We start from the raw sequence: 22200 nt of genomic DNA, 5'->3' as shown, positions 1-22200 counted from the left end.
CAAGTAAATTTTAAACTTTGAAAAAACCAGCCTTACTACTTTTAATTTCCTTTTCACATCTTTTTTTTGGTTATTCTCAATCTAGCAAGCAGCATGAAATTAATAGTGAGAACGAAAGCCTTGTGCTAGTTTTAGAAAAACTTGAGAACGCTCATAATGTAGTTTTTAAATATAAAAGCGAATGGGTTGATACAATAAGAGTGGACCTAAAAATGAAATATAGGACTATCGATGAAGTCCTTTCTCAAATACTCTTAAGTAACGGTTTCAAATATTTGAAAAGAGATCCCAACTATTATATCATTCTGAAAAACAATTCGCTTGATTTAAACTTGAATCAAAAAGAAAAAAGCAAACAACCAAAGTTGATTAGCTTAGGAAATGTTCAGTTTGAAAACACAAATGTTACTTTATCTGGGTATTTAATTTCTGGTGAGGATAATTCTCCAATAATAGGGGCTACTATTGCCATAGATGGTAAAAATAAAGCTATTTCTGATGAAGCAGGGTATTATGAAATAGCCCTACTTACTGGCTATCATGATTTTGAAGTAAAAACGATTGATACGGAACCCCTTTCCTATGAAATAAATATTTATTCCTCAGCCAAACTTGATCTAACTTTATTTAAAACATATTTACAACTAGACGATGTCGTAGTTAACGCCAAGCGATTAGATGAGAATGTTAGCGAGGTTATAGCAGGTAAGGAAAATATAACTATCGAAGAGATTGAAAAAATCCCTGCTTTTCTCGGTGAGGCAGATGTAATAAGAAGTTTATTATCACTTCCAGGAGTAAATTCAACTGGGGAGGCTTCTACAGGTTTTAATGTAAGAGGAATTGGTGCTGGTAATAACCTGATATTGGCTGATGGAGGATTAATTTTTAATACCTCGCATTTGTTAGGAGTATTTTCTGCTTTTAACCCTAAGGCTGTAAGTAATGTAGATTTCTATAAAGGAGTTAAACCTGCAAAATATGGAGGGCGCATGGGCTCAGTTTTAGATGTTCAGTTTGGCACTGGAAGTAAGGAACGAACAGTTCTAGAAGGTGGGGTCGGGATTTTGGCTTCTAATTTAAATTTTGAGACACCAATCCAAAAAGATAAAAGCAGTATTCAAACTTCATTCAGACTAGCCTACCCAAATTATTTGAAAAATTATGTGCGTAATGATGATTTGAAGAATAGCGCTGCTTTTTTTGGTGACGGTCAAATTAAATATTCAGATAACTTAAATGAAAATAACCAAATCACCCTTTCTACATATCTAAGTAAAGACAATTTTAATTTTGCAAATGAATTGCGATACGATTATAATCAATTGTTAAGCTCCTTAAACTGGGATCATATTTATTCTGATGATTTAATTTCTTCTGCATTTTATAGTTATTCTGCTTATACATCAAGCTTGAATTCTATTGATCTAAATCAGGGGACAGAACAAGTTTGGAATACTTCCATAGAGGCACATCAATTTAACTTAGATTACTCTTGGGACAAATTTGAAAATAATGAAATTAGTTTTGGAGTAAATAATACTTTTTACAGTATTAAGCCAAGGGAGTTTAAAGATTCTAATGGAATATCAAATAATTTACCTTTAGAGCAAGCACTTGAAACGGCAATTTATTTTGACAATTTAATTCATATTAATGATAAATTCTCAACCTATTTGGGAGGGAGATTTACGGCCTATTCAAATTTTTTAAATTCGACTCCTAAAAATTATTATGGCTTTGACCCTCGCGTCTCACTCAACTATTCTTTTGATAAGAACACTGCAGTAAAATTGAGCTATAATCGATCCAGACAATTTCTACATTTAATTTCAAATACTACGTCTATATCTCCAGTAGACATCAGAAAACTCGCTAATCAACAAATTAAACCTTCAATATCTGATCAAATTTCATTTGGGTTTTTTAAGAATTTCTTCAATAACAACATAGAAACTTCTATTGAAGTTTACAGCGGTTGGCTTTCCAATGTAGTTGATTATAGAAACGGTGCTGATCTCGCACAATCAAAAGAGATTGAAGAGGAGCTACTGCAAGGAACTGGAGAAAATTATGGATTGGAGGTTTATGCAAAAAAAATGAGAGGTGATTTTACTGGATGGATAAGCTATACTTATTCACGGTCTTTAAATATTGTAAACGGAGAATTACCCAATGATCGTATTAATTCAGGTTTAGAGTATCCTTCTAATTTTGATCAGCCACATGTGTTAAATGTTTTTACAGATTATAGATTTAATAGAAGGTTAAGTTTGTCTTTTAATTTAGTGTATAGCACAGGAAGACCAGCAACTTTCCCAATTGCAGTTTATAATGCTTATGGATTAAATGTGGCAGATTACTCCACCAGAAACAATTATAGAATTCCAAACTATCATAGAGCCGATATAAGTTTACATGTGGCACCTCCTTTAAAGAAGTATCAAAAAATAAGGGGGAGTTGGACTTTCACTTTATATAATCTTTACAGCAGACGAAATGCCTATTCTGTATTCTTTAGACCTTCTGTTGTGTCTAATCAATTGAATTCATATAAGTTGTCAATTATTGGAAATGTTATTCCTGCAATCACCTATAATTTCAAATTGAAATAATGAGATATACTTTTATCCCCCTATTATTTTTAATGCTTTTAGTTGGCTGCATTGATGAATTTAATACAGATATTTCATCTGAAAGAAGTGTTTTGGTCGTGGAAGCACGCCTTTCCAATAATAATGATTTCACAAAAGTCTTACTTTCTCGTTCTACCAATATAAATGATAACAGTATGCCTGTAGAGGTATTAAATGCTAATGTAAAGATAGTAGATAACTTGAATAATCAATATCAAATGCAAGAAGCAGGTGGGACCGGAAAATATATGTTTGAGTCAAATCCACCCCAATTGATTCAAGGCAATTCTTATCAATTGCATATACAATTAGATAACGGGGAAGAATTTCTTTCGGAATCAGTGATTTATAATGCTCCTATAGAAATAGGAGAAATCAATATCGATTTTGAAATGGATGAAGCTGTGATTGGAGGTGAAGTTATTATGATTCCATTTTTAAATTTCAATGAAACTTTTGAAGTTCAATCTAATGAGCACGATACACTTTATTTTTACCATGATTATGAAGGGATTTATGCTTTTCAATCACCTTATCAAGGAAGTTCTGCTTGCTATCCAGGCGGTACTCGTGATCCCTCTGAAGAAATTGAGGTGACATGTTATAAATTTGGAGAAAGAGATATGCCATCAAATATTAATTATGCAGTAAATAACAGTTCCTACGATTTAAATTTACTCCATATTCGTCCACGGTACAAATTTCTAATTGGGTATAGCATGCGAATTAGACGGCATAGGGTTAGTAAATCATTTTTTGAGTATATGACTAATCTTAAAAAGCAGGCAAACTATGGAGGCTCTATTTTTGAAGTCCCTCCATTTAAAGTAGAAGGGAATGTTGAAAATGTAAATAATCCGAAAGCTCCCGCATTAGGTTTTTTTAGTGTCGAATCCGTTAATTACTCCAATAGAATTTTTATTGATAGAAATGATATTAATGGTCCCATTTATGAAAATACCACTTCAGCTAAATGTGCTAATAATCTGGATAATGAATCTGCTACAGAAGAGGAACTCTTAAGGCCAGCGGCACCATGTTGTGATTGTCGACTTGAGCCTGGGGCTTCAGATCAAAAACCTGAGATATGGCCAAATTAAATCAAATAATGAAAATAACTGCCTTAATTCTATTCACTTCGTCTATAATATTAGGTGCAAATTCAATGGCTTTGGCACAGGCAAATGAAAGCGTACTACTTACGCTAGACAAGCCATTTTATGTGGCAGGCGACTCAGTTCATTTCACTAGTTACTTAATGAATGAGAAAGATGAAAAACTAGGAGGATTAAGTAGTATATATTATGTTAAAATCTATAATGAATCCTTGGATGAAATTGTAGATTTTTCGGGTAGAGCCATTGATGGATACGGCTCAGGGGTAATACAATTGCCCAATAATCTTAATTCTGATACTTATCTAATTGTAGCTTACACCAATTGGATGTTGCAACATAATCAAAGAAGTTTTTTCAAAAAGCCAATTAAAATTTTCGGAAACGAAGTGTATAAAAGTGACGAACAAATTAAAATGAATCCTTCTGAATCTATTCAGATATGGCCTGAAGGAGGAGGTATTGTAAATGATTTCGCTAATAAAATAGGCTATCAATTAAATATTGAAAATTCCGAACCAAACCAAAAAATTGAAGGGTACTTAGTTGATCATACTGCAGATACTTTGCTAAGATTTAAACCACAAAGTGAGCAAATTGGCTTCTTTAGCTTTGTTCCTCAGGCTAGTTATACTTATAGGATTTGTTTTAACATTGGAGGAAAGTGGATTTCTCAAGAATTAGGTCAGTATAGGGATAGAAGGAGCACAATTAAGTTAATGGACAGTGATAAAGAAAAATTACTGATTTATGGTTTAAGCAACAAAGAAATAGTGAATCAGGAATACACTCTTGTTGTCAGTCATAATGATGCACCCTATTTAAAAGGCAAGCAGCAATTTGATGGCAATAGTATTGCATTCACAATTCCCAAAAAGTCATTAAAAAACGGATTGAATTTAATACAACTTTATGATCAAAATATGACCCTCAGCGCTTCAAAATCATATATTTATTTAGAAAAGCAATCTGCAGTTTTAATTGATTTACAGGATTCAACATTTAAGAATCATTCCCATATTAAAATCCCATTAGAGGTCTTTATTTCTGATTCTTCAGAATATATTACGAGTATATCCATAAGAAGTAAAGAGTTGTATTTACAAGGTGAACTTAATTCAAAACCAAGTTATCAAGAATTTACTAGGCTTCTAACCAATTCAGATTTGATGTTGTTGAGTGAACTTCTTAATCAAGAAAAGGATCTAATTCAATCTTTCCTTCTTGCAATGGATAATGATGAGAGTTTTACCAAACCAACTGAAAAGGGTGCTTTACAAAAAATTAATCCACCTGAGCAGCATATCGATTTTAAAGATATTAATGGAAAACTTATATGGCTAGATGAAGCGCCTATAGCAGGCAATTGTTATATAATTTGCTCAGTAAGTAATGCTACAGAGGCTTCTTTATACAGTACCGATATTGATGAAAATGGAAATTTCAACTTTATAATTGACCGCCCTAAGGAGGATGCTAAAATTATAGTGAAGCCAATTTTTAAGGACAAACAGGTTCCATTTGAGCTTTCAGTTCATCACATAGAACCTATAATAAAGGAAGTTGATTTTAAATTAACATTTAATGCAGAAACAGAACAGGTAAATCAGCTGATTATAAAAACAAATGAAAATAATGTGATCAATAGAAACTATAATTTGTTGCTTAAGGGGAAAAATACCTCCCAATCAAATTTAAGTACTTTTTTTGATTCCTATGATACTGAATTAGATTTAAAAGAATATATAGAGCTAAACTCTTTTGCGGAAGTATGCAAGGAATTAATTCCAGGAATAAAAATTTCAGAAATAAATGGAGAAGCTAGAATAAACCTTAAGAAAATGGAGGCGTCTGGTTTTCAAAGCCAGCCTATGAAAGAGCAACCTTTCATGATTATTGATGGCGTACCAATCTCTAATAGTCAAATCATTACCGAGTTACCTGTATTGTCCATTGATTATATTAGGCTGGTTAATCGTGAGGTATATATTAATGACCTTCTGTTTCATGGAGTGCTAGAAATTTCAACAAGAGAGGGTGATTATCTTTCTGATAATTTGAATTCAGACTCTCTTTATTTTGAAAATTATCAAGTGGCAGTATTTAATCAAAAAACATTTAATTTTTCAAATGAGGTAACTGAAAACAAGAGAATTCCTAGTTTCAATCCATTGACTTATTGGAATCCTAAGTTTATCCTGTCTAATAAAACCAAATATATTGAATTAAATTCCGGAGATGATATTGGTGATTTTCTTATTGAAATCAATGGTGTAAATAAGAAGGGAAACACTTTTTCATTTTTAGGCGAAATTCAAATTACTCAAAAATCAACTCAATAAGCTTTTATTTCTTATCCTTACTATCCAAAATAATCGTTACAGGGCCATCATTTACCAAACTAACTTTCATATCACCACCAAATTCACCACTCTGAATTTTCGTAGGAATTGCCATATCTATTGACCGCAGCATTTTTTCATAAAGTGGAATGGCAATATCTGGCTTTGCAGCTTTAATGTAAGAAGGTCTGTTTCCTTTTTTGGTGCTAGCGTGCAATGTAAATTGACTTATTAACAAAATCTCCCCCTCAATATCTAAAAGGCTTTTGTTCATCACACCATCTTCATCATTGAAAATGCGCATGTTGATAATTTTCCGATTTAGCCATTCTATATCTTCCTCATTGTCGGCTTCTTCTATTCCTAATAAAATCATAAGACCATTCTGGATTTGTCCTTTAATTTTATTTTCAATAGTTACTGCAGCTTCTGTTACTCTCTGAATTACTGCTATCATTTCCCTATCTTTTCTAATTCATCTGAAGGAATGATTTTGAATTTCTCTTCACTTTTTTTTGCTGTTTCAAGCATGGCATTTGCAATCGTTTTAGCATGTACGGCTGCATATTTTTTTAACGGACCAGAAAAGATGAAATCAAATTTATCAGCAACCCATAAAGCTGCTTTTTCGGCAGTACGTTTTTCAGCTCTTTCACCAGCTATAAATGAAGGTCTGTAAATATAGGCTTTCTCTAATTTCATTGATTGAATAGCTTTTTCTGCTTCACCTTTTACTTTATTATAAAAAATCATAGAGCTTGAATCTGCTCCCATTGCAGAGATTAAATGGAATGAATTTGCATTATTTTCTCTTGCAATAGCTGCTAAAGTAGCAGGATACTGAAAATCTACCTTTTTGAAAGCTTCTTTACTGCCAGCTTTCTTCATGGTAGTGCCTAAACAACAGAAATAATCATCAGCTTTTAATTCCGAAGCATAACTCTCCATCTCATCAAAATCTTCTATTATGATTTCCTTTAACTTTCCATCATCCCCGCCTAATGTTCTGCGGCTTAAAACTTTTATAGTAGAATAACTCTTATCCTCCAAAAGTAAATCTAAGAGATGTCCGCCTACCAAGCCTGTTGCGCCTGCAATAAGTGCTGTTTTTCCCATTATTTTATATTTTTTATCAGTTGCTTGAATTCTTGAGAAATCGTTTGGTTCTTGTCTACTGAATACCATTTATGGATGCTTTCAATAAACTTAGACTGGTCCAAATCGGGCTTTTCTTTTGCTTCCATTACCATATTTTGAACTTCATCTGGTCTTGGTCCCCAGGTAGCTAAATCATTAAAATTCTCATCCATTATCACGAGAATTGGAATTGAACGAGCACCATTAGTAAGATATTGATCCATAAGTTCAGGATGCTCATCTCTCATTATAAATCTCAAATCTATATTAGGATTTTCGTTTGCCAATTTTGCTATAAACGGAATGTTTTGAGCAGCATCTCCACACCAAGCTTCCGTTATCACCAACCAATTCATCTTAGGCAATGAGACAACACTATTAACAATTTCATCCGCTAAGTTGATTTTCTTATCCCATCTACTCATGCGCTGATCATTCATTTTAGTGTAAGCGATCATAGCTTCTGAATGATTAGAACCAGTCGTCATATTTTCTGACAACAGGGATTTTATCATATTTCGATAAGATGGATAGTCAATACCTTTTGTGAAGGCATCCGTTTTAATTGAAATAATTTTATTTTCAGACATTAATTTACTTTTCTTCTTGCTTACTCTCCCAAGCCATGAATTGTTGCAATTCTTGTCCTAAATGACTGTAAAGCCAAAGAATAAGTGAAGCGTCATCTAAAAAGCCTGAAACAGGAATAAAATCAGGAATTATATCCATCGGAGTAATGAAATAAATTAAAACTCCGACAGTATAAAGCATGCTTTTAACGGAGATCTCTCGGTATTTCCCTTTTGTATAGGCTTTAACTAATCTGATGAGTGTAAAGATTTTATTCTTTAACTGCGAGATTTTCTCAGAAGCTTTAGCACGGCTAGTTAGAGTTTCTTTTGCTTCTGCAACTAGTTTATTACTCAATCTCTTGTCAGATAGAACTTTAGAAGCTCTTTTAAATGCGTTTTTATAATTTAGTCTCTTACCCATCTTCTGATTCTTTCAACTTTTTATTTTTCTGTATCGGCATCCAGATGTAAGCAAATAAAGTATATAAGGTAAATGCTCCTATCAAAATTAAATATAAATCATGCAATAAGTCTTTATAGATAAACAAGCTCCAAGCTACTACTATACTTATAACACCAACCCATAATCTGATATTATTTGCTTTAATTTGACTACTTTTGTGCGGATTATTCATAATACTTTTTGATATTTAAACGTTTGGTAAATTTACAATATTTGAACCGCTTTTGCTTTTTTATATGAAAAAACTATACCTCTTTTGCATGTTTTTATTTTTGACAAAGTTAGTAGCTTTAGGTCAAATAGAAGATCCAAAAATTGAAGAAACTTCAAATAAAACAAGAGCTAAAGTAATAGTCTATACCAAGACGGGAGAGGTCTATAAAGGGTTTTTTGTTAGTCAAAATAAGGATTTTTTGGAGATAGAAACTGAAAATAATGGAACTATAAAAATACCAACACAACGAATTAAAAATATTGAATCAGTAGATGAAAATAGTCAAGCTAACTATGATGAAAAAGAAAGATTGGAGCAAGTAAACCCTGTTAGATATATGCTTGGAACCAGTGCCTTTAATTACGAAAAGGGTGGGAACTATATACGCAATAACCCGATGACTTATCATAGAGGTATTACTGATAATTTTTCAATAGGAGTTGGTACAAGTCCTTGGGCGTTGGTATTTGGGATTCCTATACTTTATTTAAATCCACATTTCACTAAACAGCTTCGTGAAAATGTTCATTTTAAAATTGGTTTAGATGCATTTGCTGGCACTTCAATTCTGGAAGGAGAAGGAGCTGCTGCAGCAATATTAAATACGGGGATTACTATTGGAGAACCTGACTTAAATTTAACTGGAACCATTTATTATGGGGCAATTAGTGGTTTACAAAAAATAAATCCATTTTATTCTTTGGCAGGAATGGCACGAGTATCAAAAAATTTAATGGTGGTTTCCGAAGGACTTTATATACCCTCTGAATTTAATGATGACTTAAGTTTTGTTTTTTATGGTGGCAGATATATAACTGATTTGGCAAGTTATGATTTTGGCTTTTTTTTTAATCAAGCAATCTCTGAATTCATTCCTTTTGGTGTACCTTTTGTAGCTGTTACTGTAAAATTATATTGAGATTTTATACATTTACTAATTTTGTGACTTTTGAGTTTAGAAATATAAATTAAATAATATGAGAATTTCCTTATCTATATTTTTTTTGCTTATGCCGATGTTTTTGTGTGCTCAAACTCCTACAGAAAACATCAATCAATTTATGGATAATTGGCATAAAGCAGCGGCTACTGCTGATGAAGAACTGTTTTTTGGAAGCATGACCGAAGAAGGAATTTATTTAGGGACAGATAAAACTGAAAAGTGGACTAGAGATGAAATGGAAGAATGGGCGAATGAATATTTTCAGAAAGAATCAGCATGGTCATTTATCGCAACCGAGAGAGATGTGTATTTTTCTGAAGATGGAAATACCGCCTGGCTTAATGAAAAACTGGATACATGGATGGGAGTATGCAAGGGTACCGCAGTTCTAGTACTTAAAGAAAATGGTTGGGAAATAGCTCTCTATGATTTATCCGTTACCATTGATAATGAAAAAATCGACCAATTTTTAGAGCTAATCAAGGAGAAATGATTTGAGAAAAGAAATTGTTTGTTTTAAAGATTTGTAAATCATCTGTATTGAGGCTGTAGAATATTTTTTTTAACTTATTAGCTGATGAAATTTTAACTTCTCAATCAAAACTCTTGTTGGATTTCATTTTTAAGAAAACTCAGACCATATTCAATGCTATCTATTTTTTTCTCTAAAGTTTCTTCGTAAATCCTTTTAACCAACTCAATACTTTTAGCTTCGGCATCTATATCCTTGGCAGATTGATTGACCACCATAATAAGCTCTTCCTTGGCGTTTTTAATGATTTTCCATGCTTCATCGCTCATGTAAACTTGTTGAGAAAGATTGTGATTAAACTCTTCTCTAATCTCATTTAGCAATAAATATTGAAGTTCTGCCACATTCATGTCACTTTTCTGTACGCGCTTTATGATTTGATCAGGTGAAATTCTTTCCAAGAATAGGCTCATTCTTTCATAAGCTTGAAGCCTAATGGGCAAAACAATTTCTTTATTCTTGGCTTTTATTTCAATGATCTTTGCTTCATTTTGTTTTTGCAACATAGTTTTTACAGTCAAAAACATGGCATATAAAACAATTCCAGCAGGAATGATGATTTTCATTAAGTCCCAAATTGGCTCCATAAACTCATTTTTATATGATGATACCCAAATTTAGTTAATTTCGCAGCAAATAAAAGCAAGTTGATATGTCAAACTTTTGTTTTTGATCATTCGTACTTAATTAAAATTAATATTTTATGATTCCAGTAAAGATTTCAGAAGAAGCAATAAAGGAAGTTAAAAATATAATGGATAATAAAAACATCCCTGAAGGCTATGGTTTACGCATTGGTGTTCGAGGTGGGGGAGGCTGTAGTGCAGCTGGAATGAATTATATGCTAGGATTTGATAAGCCTAAAGATTCGGATAAAACTTACGAGATTGAAGGTATTCCAGTTTATATTAACAAAAGCCATGTGATGTACATTATTGGAATGGAAGTAAAATTTTATGAAGGTAATGATGCTAAAGGCTTTATTTTTGTGAACCCTGAAACTGAAAAACGTATAGATTAAATTGCCTTATTATTCAATATGTGAGGTTTTCTATTTTTATGATAATTTCTATTATATAATTATTTAAAGTTTAAATATTGACTATTTGTAATATTTATAATTAATTTCGATAAACACCTCTTAAAACCCAATTAAAGTTTTGCCTACGTTAAATCTTTGTTAAGTTTGTTATTGAGTAAATAAATTTTTAACCTAAACAAACAGTAATGAAGAAGATTCTACTAACATGTTTCATGTTGGTGTTCGTGCTACACGCATGGGCACAGGATCGCACCGTAAGTGGTACAGTAACTGACGCAGAGTCAGGAGAAGGCTTACCAGGTGTGAACGTTTTATTAAAAGGCACCTCTCAGGGTGTGAATACTGATTTAGACGGAAACTATAAGATTTCTGTTCCTTCAGATGGTGGTACTTTAGTTTTCACTTTTATTGGTATGGCTAAGCAGCAAGTTGCTATTGGTTCAAGATCAGTAATTGATGTACAAATGGAAGCTGATGTACAACAGTTAAGCGAAGTTGTAGTTACAGCTTTTGGTGTTGAGAGAGAAGAAAAAGCAATTGGTTATGCAACGCAAACAGTTTCTGGTGATGAAATCACTAAAACTAGAGAAACTAACGTTGTTAATTCTCTTTCAGGAAGAATATCTGGTGTTAATGTTACATCAGCATCTGGTCAGCCAGGTTCTTCATCAAGAATTGTACTAAGGGGTGCAAATTCTTTGACAGGTAACAACCAGCCTTTATTTGTTATTGATGGAATTCCTATTGATAATTCTACGAGTGGTTCTGCTAACAATACTAATAATGGTCCTTTTGGTGGAGTTGATCATGGTAATGGTGCAATGGATATTAATCCTAACGACATTGCTTCAATCAACGTATTAAAAGGTGCTAATGCTGCAGCCCTTTATGGATCTAGAGCTTCTAATGGTGTTATTTTGATTACCACTAAAACTGGAAAAGGAACTAAAGGTATTGGCGTATCGGTAAGTTCTAATACTACTTTTAGTACTCCATTGAGATTGCCTGACTTCCAAAATTCTTATGGGCAAGGTGCAAGCCTTTACAATTTTGAATATGTAGATGGATCTAATGGTGACGGTGGTATTGATGAATCATGGGGTCCTGCTTTGGATCAAGGATATGAGTTCACTCAATGGAATTCTTATGAAAATGGTGGAGCTCCATTGCCATGGGTATCTCAACCGAATAATGTAAGAGATATGTATGACACTGGTGTTGATTTACAAAACAGTATATCAGTAGCTGGAAGTAATGAGGGAGGTTCATTCAGATTGTCTTACACTAATTTAGATTCTAAAGGTATGATCCCTAATACGGATTATTCTAGAAATAACATTGGTTTAAAAGCCGCTCAAGTGCTTTCTGATAATTTGAAAGCTGATTTTGGTGTTAACTATGTAAAAGCACATTCAGATAACAAATCTGCAGGTGGTTATAGTGCTGCCAATCCAGTGCAGCAAACAATTTGGTCAGGTAGAAATGTTGATTTACAGGCCTTAAGAGACTATAAAAACTTACCAAGAGCTTCAGCAGGTACTGGTGCTGGTATTGTGCCGATCAATTGGAACACGAGATACCAAAATAATCCTTTCTGGGCTTTGGACAATAATTTAAATGGTTTTGATAAGGACAGAGTATATGGTTACGCAAGATTAACTTACGATTTCACAGAGAATTTATCATTATTTGTAAGATCAGGTATTGATAGCTATAATCAGCAACAATCTACTCAAAGAGCGGTAGGTACTAATGAAAATCCAAATGGATTTTTCAGTACTTTTGGCCAGGTTTTTAGCGAAAGCAATAGTGATTTCTTGTTAAACTATAACAATGATATTGCAACTGATTTCTCAGTTAATGCTTCATTTGGTGGTAACGTGAGAATCAATAATTATTCTTCGCTTTACGGAGAGGCTACTGAGTTACAGATTCCAGGCGTTTATAACTTAAGTAATGTTAGATCTGGAATTACACCAGTTTATCAAAATTACTCAGAGCAGAAAAATGTGCAAAGTTTGTATGGGTCAGCTCAATTTGGTTACTTGAATGCTATTTTCTTAGATGTAACTGCTAGAAATGACTGGTCTTCTACTTTACCATTGGATAATAATTCATTCTTTTACCCATCAGCATCACTAAGTGTTGTGGTATCTGATTTAGTTGATTTTGGTACTGATGCACTGTCTTTCTTAAAAGTAAGAGGTTCATGGGCGCAAGTAGGTAACGATACTGATCCTTATGAATTACAGCAAACTATTTCATTTGCTAGAGATCCATTTGGAACAATTTTGGAGCCAACAGAAGGAAATAGATTGTTAAATCCTGAATTGAAGCCAGAAATTACTACTTCAACTGAATTTGGTTTAGATGCAAGATTTTTCTCAGGAAGAGCAAACTTACAAGCTACTTATTACAATGCAGTATCAACTGATCAAATTGTCCCGGTACAAATTACAGGTTCAACAGGTTATACATCTAGAGTGGCTAACGTAGGTAGAGTAAGAAATTCAGGTGTTGAATTACAATTAACTGCTGATATCATTAGAAATGATGACTTCCAGTGGTCTGTATTCGGTAACTGGTCTTGGATCGACAATGAAGTGGAATCCTTAGGCGGAGACTTAGAAGCCTTAACTTTAGGTGGTCAATGGAATGTTGATGTTCAAGCAAGAGTAGGAGAACCTTATGGTGTTTTATATGGTCCAGCTTACTTGAAAGATCCAGAAGGAAATATTGTACATGACGCAAACGGACTACCAAGAATTGATGAAACTTTCCAAGTATTGGGTAATGTAACCCCTGACTGGACAGGTGGTATAGGAACTTCATTAACTTATAAAGGTATTACATTAAGCACATTAGTGGATGCTAAATGGGGTAATGATATCTACAGTATGACCACCACTTGGGGTCGTTACGCTGGTGTATTGGAAGAAACTCTCTTAGGTAGAGAAACTGGTCTTGTAGGTGAAGGTGTGATTCAGGTAGGAGAGGATTCTTATATCCCAAATAATATTGTTGCTACTGCAAGAAACTATAACAAAAGAGCCTATTCAAATAGTGTTGCTGAAGGTTCTGTATTTGACGGTAGCTTCGTAAAATGGAGAGAATTAAGCATTGGGTATACTTTACCTAATTCACTATTGGGTGATTTCCCAATGAGAGATATCAGTGTAAATTTAATAGGAAGAAACCTTGCTATTTTGTATACAACAATTCCACATATTGATCCTGAAACATCTTTCGGTACGGCTAATGGCAACCAAGGTCTAGAGTTTGGTCAATTACCATCTGCAAGAAGCATGGGATTCAATGTAAATTTCAAATTCTAAAATCTGAATAAATGAAATCAATAATAAATAAAATAAGTATCATGGTACTTGGGGTAGCTATTTTAGCTTCTTGTACCGATAACTTCGAGGAAATAAATGAGAATCCGAACGCTGCATTAAGCGTTCCATCATCTCTGTATATTCCTACCCTAGCAGAAAATACTGGAGATCGTTTATATAGTATGTTCTGGGGTGGAGATATGGGCGGAAATTGGGCCCAACATTGGTCTAAAGTTCAGTACAATGACGAAGAAATGTACCAGCCACGTAATACTGTAATCGAAACCACTATTTGGGAAGGATTGTATGCAGGTACTTTACAGGATGCAAAAAACATGTACGAAACTGCAGTGACGGAAGAAAATGATAAAACAAAAGGCGTTGCCTTAATTTGGCATGCATATGGTTTTTCTATCTTGACTGATATGTTTGGTGATATTCCTTATACGGAAGCACTTTCAGCTAAAGAAGGAATTAACGCTCCTGCATATGATCTTCAATCTGAAATCTATCCTGCGTTGGTAGATAGCTTAAGTGCTGCAGTTACTTACCTAAATGGTGGAGGAACGATTGATGCAACTGCTGATATCATATACGGTGGTGATGCGATGGGATGGATTAAATTTGCTAATTCTTTAAAGTTCAGATTATTAATGAGAATGTCAGGTCAGGTTGATGTGTCTTCTCAATTAACAGCTTTAATGTCTCAGCCAATGTTTACTTCAAATGCGGATCACGCTGCTATTCCTTATTTGGAGACTAATCCAAATACTAATCCATTATGGAATACAGTTGTATTTGGTGTGAGAGAAGAGCATAGAATGAGTGCTACTTTAATTGATGAATTAGTTAATTTGAGCGATCCAAGACTATCTGTTTATGCAGAAGTGAATGCTGATGGTGAATACAGAGGAAAACCAAACGGTATTAACTCTGTACCTAACGATGATTATAACTATACTAACGTATCAGGTATTGGTGAATATTATTTACAACCAGATTTACCAGGTTTGTTCATGTCTTATGATGAATTACAGTTCTTCAAGGCAGAAGCAGCTGCAAAAGGATTCATTGGCGGAAGTCCAGCAGATTTCTATAATAGTGCAATTACTGCAAACTTTGAATGGAATGGGATTGGTACATCTGCTCCGGCTTATTTAGCCCTTCATCCTTATAGTGATGTGGAAGGTATTCACCTTCAAAAGTGGATTGCTTTGTATGGTCAGGGTGTTGAAGCTTGGACAGAGTGGAGAAGAACTCAAGTTCCTACATTAACTCCGGCAATTGATGGTGTTGTGAACGAGGTTCCATCACGATTAAATTACCCAGCTGCAGAGCAGTCATTAAATAGTGGTAATTACAGCTCGGCTGTTTCAAGACAAGGCGCAGACGTTTTGACAACACCAATATGGTGGATGAATTAATTAAAATTAAATTAATAATTATATGAAAACTATAAATTATATATTCTTAGCACTTTTTATTGGCCTAGTGTCAAGTTGTGTGGAACCTGTTGATTTAGTCACAGGTGAGACAAAAGAAGGAGCTTTATTAAGTTTATCTGGTTCTGGGGCTCTTTCAGGTGCACCTGAGGTTGATGTTCCGATTGAAAATGCAAAGATCTCTTTCCAGAGAACAATTTTAAACTATAATGTTAGCGTAGCTTCTAATGCTGAAATTGTTGACCAATTAATTGTAAGCAAAACATATGGTGATCAAGTTGTTGAAATTGGAACTTTCAGCGTTGAAGAAGGAGTTGCTCTTCAACTATCAACGTTAAGCGAATTTCTTCAAGGATTTTCAGGTGTTACCGCTGATGATTTAAGAGTAGGAGATCAAATCGTGTTTAAAACCGAAATGGTATTGAATGACGGTCGTCAGGTAATTGATAATTCTGCTACTTTAGCTGTAAATGTATCTTGCCTTGCAGATTTAACGGGAATCTATTTGGTAACAAATTCATGGTGTTCTCCATCTTTCGAAGCTGAGATTACTCAGAATCCTGATGGATCATACCATTTGACTGTTGCTGATGGTGGTGGACTTTCAAGATGTACTACAAATGATGCATTAAATAACGCTGGTACTATTGTAGAGCAGTGTGGTGAAATTCTTCCTTCTACTGCTTTAGATTACGGTACAGATGGTGGATACGGTATTGGTGATATCACCGGAGGGTCATGGGATGCTCAAAATGGCATCTTAACTATGCAGCACATTCAAGAGTTTACACCAAACTGGCCATCTGAGTGGGAATCAACTTATGTAAGACAATAAACTAGAAACATGAAGACAATAAAATTATATTTAATTGCACTTTTTCTCATTGTAATGGGGACAAGTTGCGAGGATGAAGATTATACAGGAAAAGCCAAGATGGAACCTGTTTCAGGCATTTCGGCTTCTGTTGATGCAAGTGCCATTGCTGGAACTTATCAAGAAGCGGATGGAGATACCCTTAGGGTAACAGTAACTTTAAGTGATTTGCAAAAAACTGCTGATGCCGTTTTTTATGCAATTCAAACTGGAGGAGAAGCTATCTTGGGAGAAGATGCCGAATTTATCAATGAAGATGGATATGGCGTTGCTAAGAAAACCATTCCTGCTGGATCTGGAATCCAAACTGTAACATGGTCATTAGTTATCTTGGATGATTGTATTGCTGAAGGTACAGAAACACTTGAGTTGCAATTCGGTGATGCAAGAACCGCTAATGTAGATGTTAATCCAGCTACTGCTTCTATTTCCATTGCTAATTTCAGAAGCGAAGTTCCTGAGGTTATAATGGAATGGGGTACAAATGCAGCAGGAGAAGAATTGGGTGTTGGCGGCTTAGATGTTGCTGATATTGACCTTGATTTGTTTATTGTAAATGAAGACTTGACAGCTTTTGTAGGTCAATCTGCTGCGACAGGAGGCAACCCTGAATTTTTGACTTTTGCTGCGGCTGATGGTTCTCCTTTAGCAAATGGTACTTACTATCTATACATTGATTTTTATTCTTCGTTTGACTTAGGTCCTGAATTAGATCCTATCGAATTTCCAGTGTTTTTCAACTTTAACCGATGTGGTGGGGAGTTAAATTCTGATGCAATATTCACTGGATTTGATAACAATGGGTATCAAACAGAGGATGGATACGTAGGAGCTGTTATACCTTACGTAGTTACCGTAAATGATGGTAATATCACTATAAATGATGGTACTGTAGATATTGCTTCTGGCAAAATAGAAAAATTGAATGAATTATTGGCTAACGCAAAAAAATAATTCAATTTATATTATATTTAAAAGGTTCACTCTTCAGTGAACCTTTTTTTGTTTTTGTTCATTAACGTAAATATATCTTTATATGTATAGATTAATTTTGTTACTTATTATTATTCCTTCAGTGTCTTTAAGTCAAAATACACTAGGAACTCAATCTCAAGGTATTGATTTTGATAACTACTCTTTTGGTTCAATTGATCAATTTGATGATAGAGATAAGAGTGTAAAAGGTTCTCCTTATTTGTTCGAAGAATTAAATGATATAGTGGTCATTACAGATGCAAATGACACTATTTTATTTGAAAAGTCTAATTTTAATTTAAGTACTATGAATTTAGAATTCAAAAAGGATGATGGTATGCATTATTTCTCATCTAAGTACTTTAATACTTTCTTTAATAATAGTTTTTTTAAGAAAAGATACATTATTAAAAAATTTAGTTCTTTTGAAGAGGAGCAGGTATCTGGTCTATTTCAAATTTTAAATGAAAATGCTAATTATTCTTTATTAAAACATTATAAAATTAAGATTAAGGAATCAAATTATAATGCTGTTTTAGATCATGGAGATAAAAATGATAAAATCCTTATTAATGAAGATAATTACTTGCTTCATGATTTTCAATTAATTCCAATTGATCGATCGAAAAGAAAATTCTCGAAATATTTTTCTAGAAAAAATGAAATATTGAGTTATATTCGAGATAATAAATTATCCTTCAAGGATATGGATGATCTTTCAGAACTCACCAATTTCTTGAATGAAAGAGAATTTGAGATTAATCTATAATCTCACCTTATTTAATATTAATACTTAATATCAATTAAAATGAAAAAAAACTACTTAAACTACGTTTTAGCCTTTTGTTTTTTGGCAGTAGTAGGGTTATTCTTTTATATAAGCCCTACTATTAATCCAAATCAAAATACTAGCGATGAATCAAAGCAAAAAGAATTTTGGTCTACCAAAAAGTCAAAAGTTAAATCAGGTCAGGATTCTTATATGAAACCAGATGGTTTTATTGAATACTATAATTCAATTTCTAAAAGAATAGATCAAAGCACTTCAGATTATGTAAGTGGATATCGGTATAATGAATTATCCAAATCTTTAAAAAATTCTGCACAAGCTAGAAATGCAAATCTTGAAGTTGAGTTCATTTCTCGAGGTCCAGGTAATGTTGGCGGTAGAACTAGAGCTATTGCAGTTGATCCTGATGTTGCTGATAATTGCACATGGATAGCAGGTGCAGCAAGTGGTGGATTATGGAAAACTACTGATTGTGGTGATACATGGCAAAACATTTCACCTGATTTACCAAATCTATCTACTAATTCTATTGCACAAGCGGCTTCTAATCCGAATGTCATTTATGTAGGAACAGGTGAAGTTTTTGCAGCTAATACAACTTTTGTAAGAGGAGAAGGAATCTATAAGTCAACTGATAGAGGTACAACATGGGAGTTTTTACCATCTACTGTTGAAAATAATGATTTTATATCTGTTAACAGAATTAAAGTAGATCCTACCAATGAAAATATAGTAGTAATTGCCACTAATGAAGGAATTTATAAGTCTATTGATGGAGGTGCTTCATGGAACATACAATATGAATCTCCAGCAGGACTTGGAACAACCTATCGTGCAGTACAAGATTTACAAGTCGATCCATCAGATTTTAACATTCAATATGCAGGAGTTAATGGATTAGGTATAATAAAATCTGTTGACGCAGGGGATACATGGAGCGTTTCATCTGATGGAATAGTTGAAGGTGTTCGTTTTGAAGTTGCAGTTGCTCCAAGTGATCCTAATGTTGTATATACTTCAACTTTTTCAGGCTCAAATACTTTATTATATTATTCAAACGATAAGGGTGAAAGCTGGGTTTTAGCAGATGACCCTGATTACGATACCAATTTTTTAGGGGCTCAAGGTTGGTATGATAATACAATAGCGGTTAACCCCTATAATCCATATGAAGTTTTTGTTGGGGGAGTTAGTATAGGTAAATATTTGATAAATCCCGACAATGTACAGGAATCTGAAAGAAGATTTCTTGGTGTAGACTTAGAGGAAACAGCTTTTCTTTCATTTGTTAATTTTGAAGCTAACTCTAATGGGGGAGTACTGGATATTAATACCACTTCAGAGTCCGTAAATCCTATGACTGTAGAGATTAGATTTGGCAGTGATAACGTTCAAAAAGCACATAGATTTACTGTGCCTGAAGGGTCAACCTCAGGTGTTGCAGCTAATGATTATACTTATCAGGACTATGTTGATGTTCCTTTCGAAGTATGGGATATTGAAAATGACAGGCAATTAATGGTTTCCTTTCGTGATCAAGAAGGGGATGGTGAATTTAATCTAAATGCTAGGAGTACAACAGATGATGCTTTATCTACTGCTCGTGAATATATTTACATACATGACATCGCTTATGATGCATCCGCTGGTGCAGATATATCTGTAAATGGAGGACATGAATTTAACTATATGTATTTTTTCTGGCCTGTATTGTCAGAAGGTTCTGTATGGGATCCAGCTTTATTCCAAAATTCTATTATGCGTATTAAATACGGGACACAATTAACCGCAGCCACTGAAGCTGAAGCCGTATATGATGCTTATGGTAGCTATGAAGGCCAAAATCAGAATAACCTTCACCCAGATCACCATCATCTTACTATGATCAAAATGGATGATGCTGCGGAGACTTTCATGATTGTGAATGGAAATGATGGTGGATTAGGTATCTCTACTGATAATGGAGATGTTATTTCACAAATTACAGATGGATATGTTACCACTCAATTTTATGGTGCTGACAAAAAACCAGGTGAAGATAAATACATTGGAGGTACGCAAGATAATGGAACTTGGGTGTCTACTGGAAACACAGTTGATGAGACTAATGCGTATAATTTCGTGATTGGTGGTGATGGTTTTGAAGTATTATGGCACCCTACTAATCCTGATTTAGTCTTAGGAAGTATTTATAATAATCTTATTAGAAAATCTACTAATGGCGGACAATCATTTTCTCCGTCTGTAAATGGTATTACAACCGAGGATGGTCCATTTATCACTAGGTTAGCTGGATCAATTGATGCACCTAATACTGTTTATGCTATAGGTGCAAATGGAGTGTATAAAAGTACTGATTTTGCAGGTTCATGGTCTATGAAGACTATAGATAACTCAGGATGGGGAGGTATTTCTAGTTCAAGTGATGTAGAAGTGTCTCAAGCTAATAGCAATATTGTTTGGGCAGGTGCTGGAATGTCAATTGAGTCATCTACAACACCTGAATTAAGTCTATTTGTTTCAAAGGATGCGGGCGAGACTTTTGAGGTAGTAAATAATTACGATCCTATTCCTAATGCATTTTATACTGGTATTTATACTCATCCAACAGATGAAAATACTGCTTATGCATTATTTAGTGTTGCTAACTCCCCTAAAATTTTAAAGACAACTGATTTGGGTCAAACTTGGGAAGATATCTCTGGTTTTGCAGGTAATAATGGAGTGAGTGATAGAGGTTTTCCTGATGTTTTCGTTCACAGTTTATTAGTAATGCCTTTTAATACTGATATTATTTGGGCTGGTACTGAAATTGGATTATACGAATCACTCGATGGAGGCCTCACTTGGAATATTAGAAATGAAATTCCTTCAGTTTCTATTTGGTCTATGAAAATTGTAGATGACCAGGTAGTATTGGGAACTCATGGTAGAGGTATTTGGACTGCTACAATTGATGATTTGGCAATTACTACATTAAAAGTTAGTGCTTTTAGTTATTTAGGGTATGGAAACGCAGAAGTTTCTGTTGAACTTCCTGTGGTATATGATCAAGTTAAAGTTTTAGTTGATGATGTTGAAGTAGGTGTTTTGGAGTCACCAGAAAATGGAACAGGAATCCTTTCAATAACTGAATTTTACGAGTTTAACGGTGCGGAAATTCAAATTATTGGAGTATCCAATGGTACTGAATATAAGTCAACTATATTTGCTGTTGAGCCTATCGATGTAGCTCCTGCGATATTGAATTATGAAACTTCTATAAATGGAGATGTATATCCTGTTACTATTGAAGTGGAAAATAATGAGCCTTTTGAAAAAGTTGAGGTCCTTTTTGATAATCAATTGGTTTATACGGATACTCAAACTTTAACAGAAAGTGCTGGAAATCGTGTTATTAGTTTTGACTATGATAAACAAGAGACGAATAGTTTTCAGATTAAGGCTTATATCAATGATCAGGTATTTACAACTGAAGGAGAATCTGTTATAATTACATCTAACAATGAATCCTTAGATAATGATATTAAGGTTTTCCCGAATCCAACGGCTAGTTATATAAATGTATCATCTAACACAATTTCTGTAGATGAGATTAAAATATATAGTAGTAATGGTGTTCAAGTAAATAAAATTGATATTAATTCTAGTGCTAAAAACACTCAGATTGATTTGTCATCCTTGAATAAAGGAGTTTATTTGATCCAGATTGTGGGACAAGACGGTAAAATGCTTACTAAAAGAATCATTAAGGAATAATGAGAGTTCTCATATCTTTACTTATAATA

At 33.8% G+C, this 22200-nt stretch carries 18 protein-coding genes; 12 read left to right on the top strand and 6 right to left on the bottom strand.

All coding sequences use genetic code 11. The features are described from left to right. Positions 1-17: 17 nt before the first annotated feature. The 3 genes from QYS49_RS15820 to QYS49_RS15810 are packed head-to-tail and all read left to right on the top strand — an operon-like array spanning position 18 to position 6093. Positions 18-2615, top strand: a complete 2598-nt coding sequence (locus tag QYS49_RS15820) for a TonB-dependent receptor plug domain-containing protein (protein ID WP_372587670.1) — start codon at positions 18-20, stop codon at positions 2613-2615. Then, positions 2615-3736: a DUF4249 domain-containing protein gene (locus QYS49_RS15815; RefSeq protein WP_308348680.1), complete on the top strand. Its 1122-nt coding sequence runs from the start codon at positions 2615-2617 to the stop codon at positions 3734-3736. Before QYS49_RS15820 ends, QYS49_RS15815 begins: the two co-directional genes overlap by 1 nt. Positions 3737-3744: 8 nt before the next feature. Beyond that, positions 3745-6093 (top strand): hypothetical protein, encoded by a 2349-nt coding sequence (locus QYS49_RS15810; protein WP_308348678.1) that lies wholly within the window; start codon positions 3745-3747, stop codon positions 6091-6093. A 4-nt stretch (positions 6094-6097) separates the two neighbouring features. On the opposite strand, the gene dtd is transcribed toward QYS49_RS15810, so the two are convergent. From dtd to QYS49_RS15785, 5 genes are read right to left on the bottom strand one after another with little or no spacing between them, the layout of a single operon-like run. Then, positions 6098-6550, bottom strand: a complete 453-nt coding sequence (gene dtd / locus QYS49_RS15805) for a D-aminoacyl-tRNA deacylase (RefSeq protein WP_308348676.1) — start codon at positions 6548-6550, stop codon at positions 6098-6100. Continuing rightward, positions 6547-7209 (bottom strand): NAD-dependent epimerase/dehydratase family protein, encoded by a 663-nt coding sequence (locus QYS49_RS15800; RefSeq protein WP_308348674.1) that lies wholly within the window; start codon positions 7207-7209, stop codon positions 6547-6549. Before QYS49_RS15800 ends, dtd begins: the two co-directional genes overlap by 4 nt. Then, positions 7209-7820, bottom strand: coding sequence for a thioredoxin family protein (locus tag QYS49_RS15795; protein WP_308348672.1), 612 nt, complete (start codon positions 7818-7820; stop codon positions 7209-7211). Before QYS49_RS15795 ends, QYS49_RS15800 begins: the two co-directional genes overlap by 1 nt. 4 nt (positions 7821-7824) lie before the next feature. Beyond that, the gene (locus QYS49_RS15790) at positions 7825-8223 is read right to left on the bottom strand and encodes a YkvA family protein (RefSeq protein WP_308348671.1); all 399 of its coding nucleotides are present in this window, start codon (positions 8221-8223) and stop codon (positions 7825-7827) included. Then, a complete protein-coding gene (locus QYS49_RS15785; protein ID WP_308348669.1) occupies positions 8216-8437 on the bottom strand; it encodes a hypothetical protein in 222 nt (73 codons plus the stop codon). Before QYS49_RS15785 ends, QYS49_RS15790 begins: the two co-directional genes overlap by 8 nt. A gap of 100 nt (positions 8438-8537) precedes the next feature. Between QYS49_RS15785 and QYS49_RS15780 the strand changes: the two genes are divergently transcribed. Both QYS49_RS15780 and QYS49_RS15775 read left to right on the top strand, forming a co-directional pair. Further along, positions 8538-9398, top strand: a complete 861-nt coding sequence (locus tag QYS49_RS15780) for a hypothetical protein (RefSeq protein ID WP_308348668.1) — start codon at positions 8538-8540, stop codon at positions 9396-9398. Positions 9399-9456: 58 nt separating this feature from the next. Continuing rightward, the gene (locus QYS49_RS15775) at positions 9457-9915 is read left to right on the top strand and encodes a nuclear transport factor 2 family protein (RefSeq protein ID WP_308348667.1); all 459 of its coding nucleotides are present in this window, start codon (positions 9457-9459) and stop codon (positions 9913-9915) included. Positions 9916-10019: 104 nt separating this feature from the next. Here the strand turns inward: QYS49_RS15775 and QYS49_RS15770 are convergent, their stop codons facing one another. Further along, the gene (locus QYS49_RS15770) at positions 10020-10541 is read right to left on the bottom strand and encodes a DUF7935 family protein (protein ID WP_308348665.1); all 522 of its coding nucleotides are present in this window, start codon (positions 10539-10541) and stop codon (positions 10020-10022) included. Between the two features lie 116 nt (positions 10542-10657). Here QYS49_RS15770 and QYS49_RS15765 point away from each other — a divergent pair, with 116 nt between their 5' ends. From QYS49_RS15765 to QYS49_RS15735, 7 genes are all read left to right on the top strand, one after another. After that, positions 10658-10975, top strand: a complete 318-nt coding sequence (locus tag QYS49_RS15765; RefSeq protein WP_308348663.1) for a HesB/IscA family protein — start codon at positions 10658-10660, stop codon at positions 10973-10975. A 206-nt stretch (positions 10976-11181) separates the two neighbouring features. Further along, positions 11182-14331 (top strand): SusC/RagA family TonB-linked outer membrane protein, encoded by a 3150-nt coding sequence (locus QYS49_RS15760; protein ID WP_308348661.1) that lies wholly within the window; start codon positions 11182-11184, stop codon positions 14329-14331. A gap of 11 nt (positions 14332-14342) precedes the next feature. Beyond that, a complete protein-coding gene (locus QYS49_RS15755; RefSeq protein WP_308348659.1) occupies positions 14343-15755 on the top strand; it encodes a SusD/RagB family nutrient-binding outer membrane lipoprotein in 1413 nt (470 codons plus the stop codon). Between the two features lie 22 nt (positions 15756-15777). Next, a complete protein-coding gene (locus tag QYS49_RS15750; RefSeq protein WP_308348658.1) occupies positions 15778-16608 on the top strand; it encodes a hypothetical protein in 831 nt (276 codons plus the stop codon). Positions 16609-16617: 9 nt separating this feature from the next. Further along, complete coding sequence (locus tag QYS49_RS15745) at positions 16618-17601, top strand: hypothetical protein (protein WP_308348657.1); 984 nt, start codon at positions 16618-16620, stop codon at positions 17599-17601. A gap of 82 nt (positions 17602-17683) precedes the next feature. Further along, complete coding sequence (locus QYS49_RS15740) at positions 17684-18391, top strand: hypothetical protein (RefSeq protein ID WP_308348656.1); 708 nt, start codon at positions 17684-17686, stop codon at positions 18389-18391. A gap of 39 nt (positions 18392-18430) precedes the next feature. After that, positions 18431-22171 (top strand): T9SS type A sorting domain-containing protein, encoded by a 3741-nt coding sequence (locus tag QYS49_RS15735; RefSeq protein WP_308348654.1) that lies wholly within the window; start codon positions 18431-18433, stop codon positions 22169-22171. Positions 22172-22200 lie beyond the last annotated feature (29 nt).

The sequence above is a fragment of the Marivirga salinae genome (assembly GCF_030503855.1).
GTDB lineage: Bacteria > Bacteroidota > Bacteroidia > Cytophagales > Cyclobacteriaceae > Marivirga > Marivirga salinarum.
This window is presented reverse-complemented; position numbering and strand designations above follow the sequence as displayed.